The 16,559-nt window shown below is 37.2% G+C and carries 16 protein-coding genes; 4 read left to right on the top strand and 12 right to left on the bottom strand.

Annotation, left to right across the window (positions count from 1 at the left end):
• Position 1: 1 nt before the first annotated feature.
• Positions 2 to 2,248, top strand: coding sequence for a DUF262 domain-containing protein (locus ACYT6F_RS15785; protein WP_472598583.1), 2,247 nt, complete (start codon positions 2 to 4; stop codon positions 2,246 to 2,248).
• 917 nt (positions 2,249 to 3,165) lie between these two features.
• Here ACYT6F_RS15785 and ACYT6F_RS15790 read toward each other — a convergent pair.
• Entirely contained in the window at positions 3,166 to 3,948 is a 783-nt protein-coding gene (locus ACYT6F_RS15790) for a phosphatase PAP2 family protein (protein ID WP_472598584.1), read from the bottom strand.
• A 365-nt stretch (positions 3,949 to 4,313) separates the two neighbouring features.
• On the opposite strand from ACYT6F_RS15790, the gene ACYT6F_RS15795 reads away from it, so the two are divergent.
• The 3 genes from ACYT6F_RS15795 (at position 4,314) to ACYT6F_RS15805 (ending at position 6,561) form a co-directional block, all read left to right on the top strand.
• Positions 4,314 to 4,778, top strand: a complete 465-nt coding sequence (locus tag ACYT6F_RS15795) for a hypothetical protein (protein ID WP_472598585.1) — start codon at positions 4,314 to 4,316, stop codon at positions 4,776 to 4,778.
• Positions 4,779 to 4,787: 9 nt separating this feature from the next.
• Positions 4,788 to 6,071 (top strand): alginate export family protein, encoded by a 1,284-nt coding sequence (locus ACYT6F_RS15800; RefSeq protein ID WP_472598586.1) that lies wholly within the window; start codon positions 4,788 to 4,790, stop codon positions 6,069 to 6,071.
• Between the two features lie 70 nt (positions 6,072 to 6,141).
• Entirely contained in the window at positions 6,142 to 6,561 is a 420-nt protein-coding gene (locus ACYT6F_RS15805) for an RrF2 family transcriptional regulator (RefSeq protein WP_472598587.1), read from the top strand.
• Here the strand turns inward: ACYT6F_RS15805 and ACYT6F_RS15810 are convergent.
• The 11 genes from ACYT6F_RS15810 to ACYT6F_RS15860 all read right to left on the bottom strand — a co-directional run bounded on the left by ACYT6F_RS15810 (position 6,545) and on the right by ACYT6F_RS15860 (position 16,130).
• On the bottom strand, positions 6,545 to 7,750 hold the full coding sequence (locus tag ACYT6F_RS15810) for a hypothetical protein (RefSeq protein ID WP_472598588.1): 1,206 nt from the start codon (positions 7,748 to 7,750) through the stop codon (positions 6,545 to 6,547). The two genes, ACYT6F_RS15805 and ACYT6F_RS15810, sit on opposite strands and share 17 nt — an antisense overlap.
• The gene (locus ACYT6F_RS15815) at positions 7,750 to 7,977 is read right to left on the bottom strand and encodes a hypothetical protein (protein ID WP_472598589.1); all 228 of its coding nucleotides are present in this window, start codon (positions 7,975 to 7,977) and stop codon (positions 7,750 to 7,752) included. The genes ACYT6F_RS15810 and ACYT6F_RS15815 overlap by 1 nt, the downstream gene beginning before the upstream one ends.
• A gap of 101 nt (positions 7,978 to 8,078) precedes the next feature.
• Positions 8,079 to 8,531, bottom strand: coding sequence for a hemerythrin domain-containing protein (locus tag ACYT6F_RS15820; RefSeq protein ID WP_472598590.1), 453 nt, complete (start codon positions 8,529 to 8,531; stop codon positions 8,079 to 8,081).
• 102 nt (positions 8,532 to 8,633) lie between these two features.
• Positions 8,634 to 10,883: a nitric-oxide reductase large subunit gene (locus tag ACYT6F_RS15825; RefSeq protein WP_472598591.1), complete on the bottom strand. Its 2,250-nt coding sequence runs from the start codon at positions 10,881 to 10,883 to the stop codon at positions 8,634 to 8,636.
• Between the two features lie 109 nt (positions 10,884 to 10,992).
• On the bottom strand, positions 10,993 to 11,718 hold the full coding sequence (ric, locus tag ACYT6F_RS15830; protein WP_472598592.1) for an iron-sulfur cluster repair di-iron protein: 726 nt from the start codon (positions 11,716 to 11,718) through the stop codon (positions 10,993 to 10,995).
• 100 nt (positions 11,719 to 11,818) lie between these two features.
• Positions 11,819 to 12,238: a c-type cytochrome gene (locus ACYT6F_RS15835; RefSeq protein WP_472598593.1), complete on the bottom strand. Its 420-nt coding sequence runs from the start codon at positions 12,236 to 12,238 to the stop codon at positions 11,819 to 11,821.
• A gap of 20 nt (positions 12,239 to 12,258) precedes the next feature.
• On the bottom strand, positions 12,259 to 12,822 hold the full coding sequence (locus ACYT6F_RS15840; RefSeq protein ID WP_472598594.1) for an SCO family protein: 564 nt from the start codon (positions 12,820 to 12,822) through the stop codon (positions 12,259 to 12,261).
• Positions 12,822 to 13,658, bottom strand: a complete 837-nt coding sequence (locus ACYT6F_RS15845) for a formylglycine-generating enzyme family protein (protein ID WP_472598595.1) — start codon at positions 13,656 to 13,658, stop codon at positions 12,822 to 12,824. Before ACYT6F_RS15845 ends, ACYT6F_RS15840 begins: the two co-directional genes overlap by 1 nt.
• A gap of 35 nt (positions 13,659 to 13,693) precedes the next feature.
• The gene (gene nirK / locus ACYT6F_RS15850; protein ID WP_472598596.1) at positions 13,694 to 14,731 is read right to left on the bottom strand and encodes a copper-containing nitrite reductase; all 1,038 of its coding nucleotides are present in this window, start codon (positions 14,729 to 14,731) and stop codon (positions 13,694 to 13,696) included.
• Positions 14,732 to 14,832: 101 nt separating this feature from the next.
• Positions 14,833 to 15,264: an RrF2 family transcriptional regulator gene (locus tag ACYT6F_RS15855; RefSeq protein WP_472598597.1), complete on the bottom strand. Its 432-nt coding sequence runs from the start codon at positions 15,262 to 15,264 to the stop codon at positions 14,833 to 14,835.
• A 344-nt stretch (positions 15,265 to 15,608) separates the two neighbouring features.
• Positions 15,609 to 16,130, bottom strand: coding sequence for a hypothetical protein (locus ACYT6F_RS15860; protein WP_472598598.1), 522 nt, complete (start codon positions 16,128 to 16,130; stop codon positions 15,609 to 15,611).
• Positions 16,131 to 16,559: the final 429 nt, after the last annotated feature.

Genomic DNA, 16,559 nt, shown 5'->3' on the forward strand with positions numbered 1-16,559 from the left:
AATGAAAACCGGAGAAAAACTTACGCTTACCGATATATTTACAACCAAAGATTTATCTGTTCAAATACCAATTATACAAAGAGATTACGCACAAGGAAGAAACAATAAAAAAAGTATAAGAAATGAATTTTTAACTGTTTTGTTTAAAGCATTGCAAGATGATAAAATTGTTGATTTAGATTTTGTTTATGGATATTTAGAAAATTCTAAATTTATTCCATTAGACGGGCAACAACGTCTAACTACACTTTTTTTATTGCACTATTTTTTGGCAATAAAGGATAAAAAATTTGATTCATTTAAAACAATTTTCCAACAAGATAATATATCTAAATTTACATATCAAACTAGGCACAGTTCAAGAAGTTTTTTTGATAACCTTGCAACAAATGGAGAGGTGGATTTAAATGAGAAAATAACTATTTCAAAATTATTAGAAGACCAAAAATGGTATTTTTATGAATGGGAAAATGACCCTACAGTTACAGGTGCTCTTACTATGTTGGATGCTATTGAAGAAAAATTTAAAAACTCGTCTGGTTATTTTGAAAAACTTGTCAATAATAAATTAATCAGTTTTGAATTTCTCAATTTAGACGAATACAATCTTTCTGATGATCTTTATATCAAGATGAACGCTCGAGGTAAATCATTAACCTCTTTCGAGAATTTCAAAGCGAGATTTGAAAGTATTATTGAAAGCGTGGATTCTGATCTAAGAAAAGTATTTGTAAATTCTATTGACACTACTTGGTGTGATTTATTTTGGGAATTATCAAAAGTATATACGCCTGATAAGCCTGCTGTTGATCAATTATTTTTAAACTATTTTACTTTCATTACTGGGCTTTTATTCAATAAGGATGAAGAAGTTTCTTCAAATAATGAGTATGATTTTAATAATTTTGAAATCATAAACTTGATTTATTCTTCAAAAGACAACCTTAAATTCTTAATCGATTCTTTGAACCTAATTTCGGCTTCAAAAGATGATGTAAAAGAAATCAATTTATTTTTTGATAATATATTTACTAATGAAGCAGATAAAAATAAGGTTAATATTTTTGAAGAGGAAACTAATTTATTAACTAAACTTTTATTCAGCTTTAGTTCTATTACACATTTAGATAGGTTTTTGCTGTACTCAATCATCGAATTTCATTTAAAATTTGACTATCAAAAACTCTCAGTAAATAATGAAATTATTGAATTATCAAGATTAGTCAGAAATTTTGTTGTAGATATTAATCAAAAAGGAAATGATAATTCAAGAGATGATGTTGTTCCTAATATTCGTTTCTCTAATTACCCTGAAATTGTTGGTTTTATAGATAAAATCATCAGTAAAAAACCATTTGACCAATTTGTTCATAATACATCGAGTTCAAGTTATAGAAAAGAATTTGTTCAGAGAGAAATTGCAAAAATTACTTATATTAATCTGAATCCGCGGTTTAGAGAAGCTATCCAGTTGTTAGAGAATCATCCGAACTTAAAGGGAAATTTGTCAAGTTTTGATTTAATACTTCAGAGTAATTTAGATATTACCAACGTAGCAAATAATTTTGTGGAATTATGGAAAACAGTAGAAACAAATGATATTGTAAGATGTTTATTATCTTATGGTGATTATTCCGTTCACGTGGGAAAATGCTATTTTGGAGATTTATGGTATTTTGGAAATAAAAATAAGTGGGAAAGAATATTTTATGCAAATGATAAACTTCCAACAATCTTATTTGATTTATTTACCGATATCGAGAGTACGAAACAAAAAACCGTTAAAATAGCACTTCAAAAACTTAAAAAGAAAAACGTAGATGAGGAATGGAGAAAATTATTTATAAACTATCCTAAAATGTTAGTTTCAGACACTAATATTTATTCTTTTAGAGATGAAAAATATTATAAAATCGATGCTTTAGATAAATATACTTTGAGAGGATATCATATAAATTCTTTTGTAAATGCAGTTCTACACGATTCAAAACTTTTATCTAGTAAAAAAATAAAAAATAATGGTTGGGAAGTAGATACTAATGAAAGTGTTATTCAGCTGAAGAATTCAGCATATATGACACCAATTAATGACGGTTGGTTTATTAGTCATAACACAAAAGACATTATGAACTCTTTAAATGGATTATCTTTTAAAGAACTTGATAAAAAAGGTATTTTAATTACTCCATCAAAGAAAGAAAACATAATTGAAGTTGCAATTATGTTTTTGAATAATTATTACAAATAAAACATTAATGTTGTTTGGGAAATTTTTGTATTAAATTCTTTAGGGCAATTAGATGATTTTATTGGAAAGAAAATATTAAATAATTAATAATTAGAAATTGCTGTATTACCACTATAGATTGCATGTCAAAAGTAATGGTGCAAAAAATAAAAACAGAAACCAAAGATAATTCGCTACCGAGCCCACCAGCTTAAATTCTGTCAAGGTCAAGCCCTCCGGATTTTCAGAAAAACTTTTTACGTATAAAATCTACGCAAAAACTTTTTCCAAAAACCTTGACAGAATGCCACGCTCATTTTCAAAAGGCTTTCTTTTTTTCTTTTTTTTAGATTTTTTTTCTTCGTTTTCTTTAAAAATATTTCAACTGAGAAATTTCAGGTCGAACAGAAGGATAGATTCTTGGTTTGAATTCTAAAAAACCTGTTCAAATTTTGGACTTTTTACTTGCAGATTTGAGCAAAAATTTTTAGCTTTACTACGTAAAATTTAAATTAGGATTTTACCACTTTTTTGCCAATGTCCTATTTAGGGCCACTTACAAAGATGCTACAGCAAACGCTTATCAATAAAGCCATGAGGAATGGGTACAAAATCCCTCACTCTCCGCCAGGTTAGAAACCAAAATAAGCTAAAACGCTGTAAACATTGATGTTTACAGCGTTTTTTGTTTTAGCGCAGTATCAAAAAAAAATCAAAATAGGTCACGATTTATATGTCCTATTTCGTGTCCATTCGTAAAACTGGAAAATGGAACACAAAAAATCCGGAAAGATCAAATAACCGGAAAACTTAAATCAGAAAATGGAAAGTATTACTTAGAAATCATTTCATAGACCTTATATGCAATCATGATCAAGGGAAACGAATAGCTGTATCTTATTCAGATCGATTTCTCTTTGAAAACAAATATCAATCATCTATTGAGCATGTATCTTCTTTTTTTGATAAAGAAATCCTACAATAATCATCACGAGGGCGGGTAAGAAAAATAGTAACCCCTCATTTCCGACATATTTATTTACCAATAAAGCAACGGTACACAAAATCAGTCCTGACAAAAAATAATAATTTGCTACTCTGAAATTTTGATATGCAGGGTCATTTTTGTGGTAAGGGATAATTATAAAGCTGATATGAGATAGTATGGCTCCCGTTACAATATCAATTAAATGATGCTGATACGTGGTTAATGTAGAAAGTCCCAAAAGAATCAGCCAGGTCAGTAAGAAAACCCTCCATTTGGAAAGATCTTTGAACACAGACCAGAATATAAATGCAAAAGCAATATGCAGCGATGGCGACTGATTGAAGGGCGAATCAAAGGCTTCTAAAAACAGAAAAGGCAGCTTGAGCATACTATGCGAAACTTCAGGTTTTGCAAACGAAAAACGTAAAGGAACCGTAATAAAAAATAGTCCTGCTACCACAATGACAAAAAGCATTCTCCAGGTTAATATTTTCAACTGATTTTTATTTTGACATAAAAAAAATACCAGGCAGAAGAAAATACCGCTTGCCATATAAGGAATAATCGACAATGGCAGAAATGGAACCGATTTTTCGAAGTCAAAGGTGAATGACGGCACGTGGTCCAGGGAAGAGGCATACCAGGTCGTAAGCTTGTACACCGTTATGAATACAAAGGTACAGACACTTAATGCGAATGCCTGTTGCCGTATTTTCAATTGCTTTTCAGTCATTTTCCTTTCTTAAGATCCTGATTTTTAAAAACGAAAAGAGAAAACCAGCTTTTGAATACCTGTCCGGTTTTATTTTAAGAAGAAAAAATTTTCCTCTCTGATTATTCCCTATCCTGTTAGAAAAGTGTATTGTAACACAATTATTAAAAACCATACTAAATTCAATTTGCTGATACTTTATTATTTCTGTTGCCGCGGCTAGTACGTACTTCCAAATCGTCGAAACCGCTAAATACGTCTATCAACCACTATACCTCTTTTCCGTTTCGTATGATTTTTAACACAAAAAAATAAAAAAAACATTAAATAAGACATTTTTATCCGATTTAATAATACCTTTGCAAAAGGACATTAATATGCTAACAATGAAGAGAAAATACTTACTACTCATATCCTTATTATCGCTGTTTCTTAATGCGGGGCTGCTGTATGTGTTCTTTTACAGAGGCGATAAAGCAGTTGTAAGTGCGGACGGAAGAACGGAAATAAAGATGCCGGAAGAAAACCGGGCTTTTGTTATGAAAGAAATGCGCGGTTTCCTTGAAAGTGTACAGCAAATAAACGAAGGTATTGCTAAAAACGATCCGGAACTCATTGCCCAAGTCGGTAATCAGTCCGGAACATGTAAAGTGAACCAGGTTCCTCAGGGAATGATCAGATCCTTACCGTTTGAATTCAAACAAATGGGATTCGGAACTCACGAGCTCTTTGATGAGATGGCAAAAATGGCAAAAGAAAACTACAACCGCCAGCAGACACAGGAAAAACTCAATCAGCTGCTTAACAACTGCGTGGCATGTCATAAAACATTTAAAATAACTGCTGAATAATCTTTTACAATGTATAGTCATACCATTATTGCAGGTCTTTTATTCACGTCAGGAATAGCTCACGCGCAAATCGACAGTCTGAAAATGAATATGGACCTTAGAACCAGAGGTGAACTTGACAACGGTGTCAAAACCCTTATTGCAAAAGGAAAATCTGCTGAAACAACGGTTGTTTCACGGGCCCGTTTCGGAATTAATTATTATTACCAAAAGCTGGAAATATATATATCCGCGCAGGATGTAAGAACCTGGGGTGAAACCAACTCTGCTGCTGCAAAAAATCAGAATTTCACCTTACATGAAGCCTGGGCAAAATATCCGTTTTCTGAAAAATCTGCGGTCAAACTTGGAAGACAAACCTTGGCTTACGATAATGAGAGGCTGATTGGTGCCTTAGATTGGGCCATGCGGGGAAGAAGCTTTGATGCCTTGAAAGGAATATATACAATTAATCAGAACTCAAAGATTGAGGCTGTATTAACGTATAATAACGATGACAATGACACAAATGATCTTCCTGATAAGGAAATTTACAGCATTGCAGACGGCGGAGAAATAACAAAATCGCTACAGGTGATCCACTACCAGTTTTCCGGACACCATAAATTCCTGTTTTCTGCTATTGCCATGAATACTGTTTTACAGAATCCTTCCGGAACGCATTACGATATGATAACGGTTGGTATTAATTCTAAAAAATATGTTGATGGTATAGGATTTTTCGGATCTGCGTACTACCAAGCCGGCAAAAATACAGGCGGGCAGACCAAGAATGCATATGAGCTTTCTTTAAATGCAGATTTTACTGTTTTACCGACACTTCATCTGACAGCGGGCGCCGAATGGCTGTCGGGGAATAATTATAATACAGAGCAAGGAAAGAATCAGTCTTTCAGTCCGTTATATGGAACCAATCACCTGTACAATGGTCTTATGGACTATTTTTACTCCGGTACCAGTCATTTCAACACGTATGGTCTGAATGATTATTATCTCACTTCTACTCTGACCCTGAATTCAGATACAGATTTAAAAACCGCGCTTCACTCATTTACAACAAACGGAAAAGTAGAATATAACAAATCCGGAAACGATTTATCATCCTATCTGGGATCTGAGCTGGATTTGATTTTCACTAAAAAAATAGGAAAAATCATTACCGCTAATCTTGGCCATTCCTTTATGCTCGCAGGAAGTACGATGGAAGTACTGAAAAACAATCCTGACCCTAAAAAACTGCAGACCTGGACCTGGCTTGCATTTAAAATCAACCCTAATTTCAGGCTGAAATAATAATTGCTGAGGTTTGAGTAATCCGCACTCGTTCTTAAATTCATTATCTTTACATTCACAAACCATATGAATGCTGATATTTTCAAACACCTGCCAATATGCCATTAAAGCCTGTATCGTCCTCGCAGAAGAAAGAGGAAAAATAGGGATTCGGGATGTTTCTGAGAAAATCGGAACACCTGCTGCTTTTACGTCCAAAATCCTGCAGCATCTGGTAAAAAAAGACCTCATCTCTTCCGGAAAAGGAAAAGGCGGAGGTTTCTATATGACCGAGGAACAGTATGAAAAGCTCAGCATCAGGGATATTTATGAGCATTTCGAAGGCAGAGAAGTCCTGGATTCATGTCTGCTGGGGTTGAAAAAATGTGACGGAAATAATCCCTGCCCTATTCATCATCAGGCCGCTGAAATAAAGCAGAAAGTCGTCCTTATGTTTCAATATAAAATCAAGGACCTGAAAGATTTTGGGAGTGTTATGATGCAGGAATGATTTCTTTCAGGAACGAAGCAATAGATAGCATGATCAGCACAGAAACAAAAACAAGTGCAGAGGATGCATACGGAAAAGGGATATAATAAGCGGAAAGTGTACCCACCGATACTAAAATAATTTCATTAAAAACAATACCGAAAATCATAAGCATAATACTTTTTTGAAGCATTCTGCTGACTTTTACAGTGTACAACTCTACAGTCACCCAAATCAAAAAAAGACTTACTCCCATCAGCAGCACCAGATGAAGATAGGCAATAACGATATTAATATTGCCGAATACTATAGTACCTAATGCGGAAACTGTCGACAAAGTCTGGAGGATACATTTCAAAAAAAATGCGAATCCGGAAACAAACAAAAGAATTTTCTTTATAAAATCCTGGCTCTTAAATACATTTGTTTTTTTACACCACACCAGCAGCTTCATCATTCCCAATACCTGAAGAATAGAGATAAAGCTGAAGAATATCCGCCAGATGTCTTCCATTTCGATCCACAGTACGGAAAGACCATAACCGAATAAACAACTGGTGAACATAAGGTAAAAAATGTTTCTGTTGAGTTTTCCCGGGATGCAGATTTTATACTTCTTTAGTACGGTCAGAAACAGTCCGATACACGAAAATATAAAGAAGCCATTGTACTGATAATGCAGATAAAAATAGGTTGATGCCCTAAACAAGACATCATATTCATCTTTTTTTTCTGAAAAATACGCCAGTCCAAAAATTCCTATTGAAGAAAAGACTGCGAAAAAAGCACCTGCTTTCAGCCAGATGACTTCAGGGTTCCTGTTTTTTTTGGTGTCCATCATCAGAAATATAAAATAGGCAAAACCGGCAAACAAGACCACCGAAGAGAAAACAATGGAAAGCCAGAAATAGCCTCCGTAGAGAAAAGAAAACAGCATTCCGTAAGATCCCAGCTGGTTGAAGAACATCAGAATTTCATATTTTCTGATTTTAACTTTATTGATATGCTCGCTGAGGTACTTAGCAACAAAAATATAAATGGCCGCACTCACCCAACCGTAAAAAGCAAAATGGGAATGCGACTCCTGCATAAATGTATGGGAAATTCCCGGAAGAGAAAATGCCATTCCGTACCTCATCATCACACCGATAACCGATACAATAAAGAAATTAAACATGCAAAGCTTTATCCAAAATCCGGAATTTTTCATTATTCCGGGCTTTTGCTTATTGTTCTGCATTTCACTTTATCGCCTGTTTTTACAACCGAAACATCGAGATATTGTACCGCTCCGCAGCTGGCAGCTTCAAACTGTTTAGCTTTTTTGTCTGCGTATTCGTAGGTATATCCGATTCCCATTATAACCTTGTGACCATTGCACTGTCCCATAGCCAGATAAAGATATTCTCCCAATTCGGGCTTGATTATCGTATTCATTTTTATCCAATATTTAAGTTTACATATATTTAATTTTCAGGTCTTTGACAGCTGATTTTTATACACTCATTCAGCACAACTTTCATCGTATGATTTTTAATTTACTTCCAAAATTCGTCCTGATAGCTATCTTCCTCTTTTCGATGAAACTGCAGGAGATGTTCTCCAATGGTATCCAGCTCCTCTCCGGAAAGTTGCTCTTCCAGAAAAGGGAAAATCATTCGTTCTTCAAACCGGATGTGTTTATACAAAGCATCGGCAAAATCAGACAGTAATTCCCTGTTGCCCGAGTGAGTGATACTTTTAATCAGCTTCCTGATCTGCCTGTGTTCATCTTCCATCTGGCTCTGCAAAGACTCATTATTAACTTCAGGAAGCACAAAGTCTTCGATGTCAAAATGCCGGCTGAGATTTTTTCCCCAATAATCGGCGACATAATTTTTAATTCTTTCATATGGAATATCTTTTTTAATTCCTTGTCTGATTTTCCAGCAGCACAGCAATCCAAAGTGATGGTCACGGGATAGAGGCACTAAATTTTCGTTTCTTTTCATACAGATATTTTTTAAATTAACTCCTTATCTGCTCTGTTGTTAAAAGCAGGAAAAGAACCGCCGCTGCTTTGCAGCGGCAGTTCTATATCAGATGATAACTGATTATCGTTTTTCTTTTAATGACCAGCCTGTTTTTAGCCCGATAATGAAAATCACCAGCAGTAATTCACCGACTGCAAGCAGAATATCACCAGGTACGCGTAACCAACGTAAGGTTTTCATAAGATCAGTCTGCATAAATTCTGCAGAGCGTGCATACCAGTATCCTTCTTTAATGGAAGCGACAGATTGCATAATGCCTATCGGCAGCAGACTGATGGTCACCATCACCAGGAGCCCGATATTGGTAAGCCAAAATGCCCATCCAATTAGCTTATCGTTCCATTCCCTGTCGGGATATAAACCTCTCAGCATAAACATCATCAGACCGATTCCCAGAATTCCGTATACCCCAAAGAGGGCGGCGTGGCCGTGAACTGCCGTGGTATTCAGACCCTGAATGTAGTAAAGTGCAATCGGAGGATTAATGGCAAATCCGAAGATTCCGGCACCCAGAAAGTTCCAAAAACACATTGCGATAAAGCAGTAGATCGGCCATTTGTATGCTTTAATCCACTTGGTAGATTTGCTGAGCTGATAATTCTGCCAGGCTTCAAAGCCAATCAGTACCAGCGGAACAATCTCCAATGCGCTGAATGTTGCTCCCAATGCTAAAACAGCCGTTGGGGTTGCACTGAAATACAGATGGTGAAACGTTCCCAGAATACCACCGGCAAGAAAAATAATCGTAGAAAATAATACAGCGTGAGTTGCTGATTTCAGCCTTAATAATCCCAGCCTTGTAAAAAGAAAAGCTGCTACGACAGTAGCGAACACTTCAAAAAAGCCCTCTACCCAAAGATGAACCACCCACCATCTCCAGTATTCTGCGATAGCCATATGGGTTTGTCTTCCGTACATTAGCCCTGCTCCGTAAAACATCGCAATGGCTACTGATGAAAGGGTGAACAGCAATAGTAAATGCCTGTCTCCGTCTCTCTTTTTAAGTGCCGGAAGCAATGCCCGGATCATTAAAACCAGCCATAGAATAAGGCCAACCAGTAATAAAATCTGCCAGATTCTGCCTAATTCCACGTATTCATAACCGGAGTGGCCCCAAAGGAAATTATCAACATACCCCAGTTTCTGCATTACTCCCATCCATTGTCCTGCTAAAGAGCCAAAAACAACAATCAGCAGTGCCCCGAACAATATATTGACACCTAATACCTGATATTTGGGTTCGTATCCTGAAACAGCCGGCGCAATATACAATCCGGTAGCGAGCCAGGAAGTGGCAATCCAGAAAATAGCCAGCTGAACGTGCCAGCTTCTGGAAATGGACTGGGGAAGAATTTCATCAAGCGGAATTCCGTAAAAGGCATTTCCTTCCACTCCATAATGAGCCGTGACTACTCCGGCAAGCATCTGAACCAGAATAAGCAGTGCCACAACCCAGATATATTTTAATGTTGCTCTCATCGAAGCCGTAGGTTTCATATTTCTGAGCGGATCTTCCAGAGGCAGCATGTCCCTGTCATTGATTTCTTCTTCTTTATTTCTGGCGTGATACAATACCAGCAGGCCGACGCAGCCAAGAAGCAGCAGTACACTGAATCCGGACCAGAGGTGCAGCGATGGCGGCGGAACATTTCCTATGGTCTCATCGTGCGGCCAGTTGTTGGTATAGCTGACATCATCACCCGGACGGTCTGTGATGCAAACCCACGCCGCCCAGGAGAAAAAAGCATTCATTTTAGCCATTCTCTCCGCTGTTTTCACGGTATTTTTCGGAATAGCATACTGATCGCGCAGCTTGGCCATTTCAGGAGCATTCATGAAAATTTTAGCATAATATTCGGCTAATGCTGCCTGTACTTTTGCCCGTTCCGGGGAAATGACAATTGTATTTGTCGTCTCATCCAGTGTATTTTTCCGAAGTTCCTTTTTCAGAAGCACTTTGTATCTTGCCTGCTCATCGTCCGGTAAATCCTTATATACTTTACCGTCTTTTTTAGCAAGTTCTTCCAATAAAAGCAGTGATTCCCTGTGAAGATAATCGGCACTCCAGTCGGGTGCAATGTAGGCTCCGTGGCCCCAAATGCTGCCGACTGTCTGTCCTCCAATCGATTGCCATACATTTTGTCCGTCTTTGATGTCTTGCGCGGTCGTAACTGTTTTTCCTTCGGTAGTTATTACCTTATCGGGTATCGGCGGAATTTTCCGGTAGATTTCCACGCCGTAGAAAATCAGGACTATAAAGGAACCTATGATTACAGCGGCAAGCCAGGTCCATAATTTTTTAGGTGTCATATTTTTTTATTTTAATTCTTAGAATTGCTTACATGATCAAAGTGCTGATTCTGTGTTAAGAATTTCTCATTTTTACACACTTAATGATCAATGTTAAACAAACCGCGTGTTAATATGTTGCTGAAAATTCTTTTTCCAATTCGATGGCTTTCGGAAAGAGGATGTTATTCTCAAGATGAATATGTCGGTGAAGATCGTTTTCAAAGTCCTGAAGCATTGCAAAGGCTACTCTGTAGGTATTGCAGGCATCCGCAGGCGGTGTATAGTTATCGGTGAGTTCAGCAATTTCACTCAGGCGCTCGCCTTCTGCCGTGTGCTCGTGCTTCATCATATTGACGGGATTTTCCACGGTACCGAAATGGGGCTGCTGAATGGCGCTTCCGTCGATCTTTGCTTTAACCATATTTTTGATAAAAGGGAAAAGCATGAGCTCTTCTTTTTTCATATGGGCACCCAGATCCTGAGCGGAAGCGTAAAAAAGTTCTCTGATCCGGAACAGTTCCGGGTGACGTTCTCCGTGTACTTTGCAGAGTTTATCTAAAAACTGTAGAAGGACAGGCGTCTTTTCCGCTACATAGCGATGGTGTGTTTTCTCAATATAGTCTGCCAGCAAATCAAGCGGCCAGCTTTTAAAATCAATGGATGATGCAGCATTTTGCGGGAGATTTTCAATCTCTTTATAGATGTTTTGTGTATCCAGCTTTTTGGTTTCACAGGCATTTTCTATTGTTCTGTCCCCTTTGCAGCAAAAGTCGATACCATGTTTCTTGAAAATTGCTGCCGTTCTGAAATCTTCAGCAACGATCTCTCCTATAAAATCTGTTTTTATATTCATAATTAAATACTTTTTTATCTTTTATTATTATAAATTTTTTTATTTTTTTCACCTGTAAAACTACCCGGTATTAATTGGTTATGGCTAATCCTTTTAACCATTATTTTTTCATTGAAAGGATATATTTCACCATTTTTTGTGCATTCTCTTTACTGAGTCCTGCATGCGGTGTCATCGGAATTTCTCCCCAAACACCTTTTCCTCCGTCAATAACTTTCTGTGCAAGGTGATCTATATCAGCATCCGTATATTTTGCAGCAACATCCTGGTAAGCCGGACCTACTAATTTGGAATCTACTTTATGACAGGAGAGGCAGTCTGCCCCTTCCACAAGAGCTTTTCCTTCGGCTTCGGGAGATGCGGGTGCTGCTTTTGCGGCAACGGCGGCCGAGTCTACCGGTTTCGGCTCTTCCAGCATGGTATTGGATTCGGCAACAGGTACAGGATCGGGATCTTTTTTATCTGAACAGGAGATGATCGTGAGCGATAACAGCATTGCTGTCATAAATACATTTTTCATTGTTTAAAATTTTTAACGGGTTACAATTCTATTTGTTTTCTAATTTCTTTTACGATGGCATCATCATCCGTGTCCAGCCCTTCCTGCTGAAAAGCAAGTGTTCCTTTTTTAGAATAAACACTGATGATATTGGAGTGCGAAAATTCTATGGGAGAAATTTCTTTGTATTTCACTGCCATTATATTGGCAAGTTCACGGGTGTCGGCTTCATTGCTGCGAATGAAGGTCCACTTTTTGTCATCAAATCTGTTGACTGCGAGATAGGTTTTCATCACTTCCGGTGTATCGGTTTCCGGGTCAATGGAAATCAGCACGAAACTGATATCTTCCGGATTTGTTTTTCCCACTTTTTCTGAAATTGCTCTCATTTCGGCTGTCAGTCTCGGGCAGGCCGTTTTACAGGAAGTAAAAATCATTGCAGTAACAATCACTTTTCCTTTGAAGTCGGAAAAAGTAATGGCATTACCGTCCTGTTTCTGCCATTTTGAACTGACGTTATAAATGGAATCCGAGCTTATTTTTTCATTTTTTTTACTGCAGGATAACACTGTCATCGCAAGCAGAATGTATAGTATACTTTTCATTATTTAAAATTTTTATAATCTTTGGCACATCTGAAACCGAGATTGTTGAGACAGTAATTTGCTTTTAGGCTTCCTCTCAATGCATAGCGTACGAATGCAGCATAATTCCTGAGGTCTGATGAGGTAACTGCTGCTCCTGCACAAAAAAGATTCTCATTGGTAGTGTTATCTTTTCTCGATTCCCCGCTCATCATTACCGAATTAAAGTCGTAGGTCCATTCCCAAACCATACCGTACATATTGTAAATACCGTAATAATTGGGCTTTTCGTGTTTTACCAGCTGTCTGGTTTTGTCTTTTTTCTGATAAGATTTCAGCACATAGTCAGTAAACTGCGGGTTTTTTGACGCATTGCGCGAATTTTGATCGGCCAATCCAACGTATTCCCATTCATCAATGGTAGGAAGACGTTTTCCTACACTTTGCGCATAAGCTTCCGCTGCAAACCAGGATACATTGGTTACCGGCGCTTCGGGATCAAGGTTTTCAGGTATTTCATAATCGTTTTTCCAATGCTTCAGATAGGTACTGTCTGCATATAAACGCAGCACTTTGCTTCTTGTCCACTGTGGATTTTTCTTCAGGAATATGAGATACTCCGAATTTGTTACCGGACTGTCGTCCATATAAAAAGATTCTACTTTTATAATTCTCCCTGTATCTTTACCAATGAAAGCTTCATATGTCCCGCCCTGAATTTTTACCATTTTCTTAGCATCTGCCACAGGCTTCAGTACAAAAATCTGAGGTTTCGCATCAGGAATAATTTGGTTTTGTCCACAGGAAATTAATACGGCACCTGTAAACACGCTTAATATGCTGATCAGAACTTTCATCTCTCCGGAATTAAAACCTCAGTACACACTATTAACTATGGATTTTTTTTGTAAACAGCAGTATTTTCCGGCCCGGTCACTTTTATTTTGCCTAATGCGCCTTTATTGAAGGCCCTGAAGATCGCATGATCCACAATTACATATTCTCCCGGAACCGTTGCTTTGAACTCTACAATAGAAGCCCCGCCGGGAGGAATTACTGTTGTCTGCACATTTTCATTAATCCTGCTGCCTCCTTCCATATATACTCTGTCGAAAATTTCTCCGATGACATGGAAAGATGAAGTAAGATTGGGTCCGCCATTCCCTACGAAGAAACGAACGGTTTCCCCTACTTTTGCCTGCAATTCTCCATCTCCCAACAGGGCGCCCGTTTTTCCGTTAAAAACGACATATTCAGGATGTTCAGCAATTGCTTTATCCATATCAAACTCCTGCAAACCTTTGTCCCCGAATTTTCCTTTAGTATAGAAATCTCCCTGCATGATATAGAATTCTTTATCCACTTTCGGAAGCCCGTCTTCAGGTTCAATCAGGATGAGGCCGTACATTCCGTTGGCGATGTGCATTCCTACAGGTGCCGTTGCGCAGTGGTATACGTAAAGCCCCGGATTCAACGCTTTAAAATTGAATATTTTTTCTGTTCCCGGAGCAACAAAAGTAGCTTCTGCCCCTCCGCCGGGACCATTTACCGCATGAAGATCGATATTATGCGGAAATGTATTGTTTTCATTATTCTTTAGGTGAAGCTCGATCTCATCTCCCACTCTTGCGCGGATAAAGCTGCCCGGAACCGTTCCGTTGAAGGTCCAGAAGTGATATTGTGTTCCGTCTGCAAGGTCTCCTGTCTTTTCAATGGTCTCCAGCTTTACAATCACTTTTTTCGCAGCACGGCTGCCAACCGGTGCGGGAACATTTGGCGGTGCAACAGGCTGCTGTATTTCTATTGTTCCGTCTGTTTTTATTTTTTCAGTATCAGTATTTTTTTCGGAATTGTCGGAAGCATTTTGCCCACAGGAAATAAGGCTGATGAATGATGACAAAATAGCGGCGATGAACAGTGTCTTTCTCATGATGATTATTTATAGTAATTTTTAACTTATGGATTTTTATTATATAAATTATTTTTAATAAGATAAAAACACCTTTTAGTATTTTATTAAATTAATTTTTTTTATTTCTTGAGGAATGTAAGCTTTAAATCCAGATTTTCAACAAACAGCTGGATCTTAGATCCTTCAAGCATTATCTGTATGGCCTGCCTGATGTGTTTAAATTCATTATGAATTGGACAGGGATGATTTTCCGAGCATTCTTTTAATCCTAAGCCGCAACCGGAGAACAGCTTGTCACCATCAATCTCTCTCACAATATCAGCGACTGATAATCCTAAATTATTATCGTCCATATAAAAGCCGCCGTTTGGCCCTTTGGCTGATTGTACAAAGCCTTTCCTGCTTAAATCCTGAAGAATCTTTGCAATGAAATATTCCGGTGAATCAATCCCCGATGCAATATCTTTAATCCCTATCCTGCTTCCGTCTTTAGACTTCTGCGCGACATATATTAGTGCACGGATGGCATATTCACAGGTTTTGGAAAACATTCTGTTATTTTTATATGACAAAAGTAAAATAAGTTTTTTAAATAAAAGAGTAAAAGGTATTTTATTTAAATGATTATTGTCATGATTTTCGGTTCCGCTTATGACTCTTCTGTTTAATAATCCTGTAACCTCAACAAAAACAATCAGATATTGGTCTAAGTTTATGGATGTAACCTCCTTCTTGTAATTGCATCCGGTAATACTTCCGTTATTAATGGTGATAATTTAGTATCTAAACCTTAAATATTGATTAACATGCAGATCACTATTAAAGTTGATATCAAACAAAAGTGCTGCAATTTTCTTGCAGCACTTTCTGTATTGTATTTATTAGATTATAATACTTACTGAGCGATGATCGTATAGGTAAGTTCGGTTGTATATACTGTAGGATCCTGTCCTGCAATATAGTTATCGATGTAAGCATTTGCTCCTGCACCTTTGTATTCGATGCTGATTTTCTTATTGGCAGCTCCTATTGTGGAGGTTACCAAAGTTGTTGCGCTTGCAGAAAGGGTGGCTCCCTGTGCATATTGTGCTCCGTTTATAGGATCTGTACCTGCACTGGCTTTAAGCTGAATAGTGTTCGCCTTGATGTTTTTGCTTCCGCTTTGCAGAATAGCGTTTGCATTTTTAACCTTCACCTGAAATCCTCCGGTACTGAAGATGGTTAAATGATCTGCATTAAGGGAAGAAACTCCGTTTGCATAATCATCCTTCGTTACATAGTCTAAGTTTACAATTTTCTGAGCATTGTTTACCACCAAAGTCTGGATTGGTTTTAGCCTTACGTTTAACGTAACATTTTGTGCTCCGATTGTGATGAACCCTAATAAGGCAACAGAAGCAAACATACACTTTTTCATAAGTGATTATAATCTTTTTAATATTTAACTCTAAATTTGAAGGTGCAAATGTATAGACTTATAACGACACGGTTATTGTAAAAAATGACGAATCTTTTGTGTTTCTTTATGCTTAATAATAAGATAAATTTCAGTCCAATCGTTGTGAAAATTTCAAAATTACATTTCGTTATAATCAGAAAAATAACTCCACAAACAGCGACTTGTTTTCTTATAATTTAGAAATGCTTTATCTGCTGTTCATTTTGCATAGAAAGTTGACGATAATGTAGAAAAACATCCAAATTGTGAAAACAGAAGTCATCTATATACCTTTGTCATTCTTCACCAGATTCTTTCGATTGTATTGAGATGAATATAAATATCTTAAGGAATTATTATAGATAAATAAGGCCAGCATTACAGGGGTAACGCGGCTATATACTGCAC

It is taken from the genome of Chryseobacterium sp. NG-CE01, assembly GCF_055695505.1.

Excerpts from the sequence above, each read along its gene's own strand:
- ACYT6F_RS15785 (WP_472598583.1), top strand. The coding sequence starts at position 2 with ATGAAAACCGGAGAAAAACTTACGCTTACCGATATATTTACAACCAAA.
- ACYT6F_RS15790 (WP_472598584.1), bottom strand. The coding sequence starts at position 3,948 with ATGACTGAAAAGCAATTGAAAATACGGCAACAGGCATTCGCATTAAGT.
- ACYT6F_RS15795 (WP_472598585.1), top strand. The coding sequence starts at position 4,314 with ATGAAGAGAAAATACTTACTACTCATATCCTTATTATCGCTGTTTCTT.
- ACYT6F_RS15800 (WP_472598586.1), top strand. The coding sequence starts at position 4,788 with ATGTATAGTCATACCATTATTGCAGGTCTTTTATTCACGTCAGGAATA.
- ACYT6F_RS15805 (WP_472598587.1), top strand. The coding sequence starts at position 6,142 with ATGCTGATATTTTCAAACACCTGCCAATATGCCATTAAAGCCTGTATC.
- ACYT6F_RS15810 (WP_472598588.1), bottom strand. The coding sequence starts at position 7,750 with ATGAAAAATTCCGGATTTTGGATAAAGCTTTGCATGTTTAATTTCTTT.
- ACYT6F_RS15815 (WP_472598589.1), bottom strand. The coding sequence starts at position 7,977 with ATGAATACGATAATCAAGCCCGAATTGGGAGAATATCTTTATCTGGCT.
- ACYT6F_RS15820 (WP_472598590.1), bottom strand. The coding sequence starts at position 8,531 with ATGAAAAGAAACGAAAATTTAGTGCCTCTATCCCGTGACCATCACTTT.
- ACYT6F_RS15825 (WP_472598591.1), bottom strand. The coding sequence starts at position 10,883 with ATGACACCTAAAAAATTATGGACCTGGCTTGCCGCTGTAATCATAGGT.
- ric (WP_472598592.1), bottom strand. The coding sequence starts at position 11,718 with ATGAATATAAAAACAGATTTTATAGGAGAGATCGTTGCTGAAGATTTC.
- ACYT6F_RS15835 (WP_472598593.1), bottom strand. The coding sequence starts at position 12,238 with ATGAAAAATGTATTTATGACAGCAATGCTGTTATCGCTCACGATCATC.
- ACYT6F_RS15840 (WP_472598594.1), bottom strand. The coding sequence starts at position 12,822 with ATGAAAAGTATACTATACATTCTGCTTGCGATGACAGTGTTATCCTGC.
- ACYT6F_RS15845 (WP_472598595.1), bottom strand. The coding sequence starts at position 13,658 with ATGAAAGTTCTGATCAGCATATTAAGCGTGTTTACAGGTGCCGTATTA.
- nirK (WP_472598596.1), bottom strand. The coding sequence starts at position 14,731 with ATGAGAAAGACACTGTTCATCGCCGCTATTTTGTCATCATTCATCAGC.
- ACYT6F_RS15855 (WP_472598597.1), bottom strand. The coding sequence starts at position 15,264 with ATGTTTTCCAAAACCTGTGAATATGCCATCCGTGCACTAATATATGTC.
- ACYT6F_RS15860 (WP_472598598.1), bottom strand. The coding sequence starts at position 16,130 with ATGAAAAAGTGTATGTTTGCTTCTGTTGCCTTATTAGGGTTCATCACA.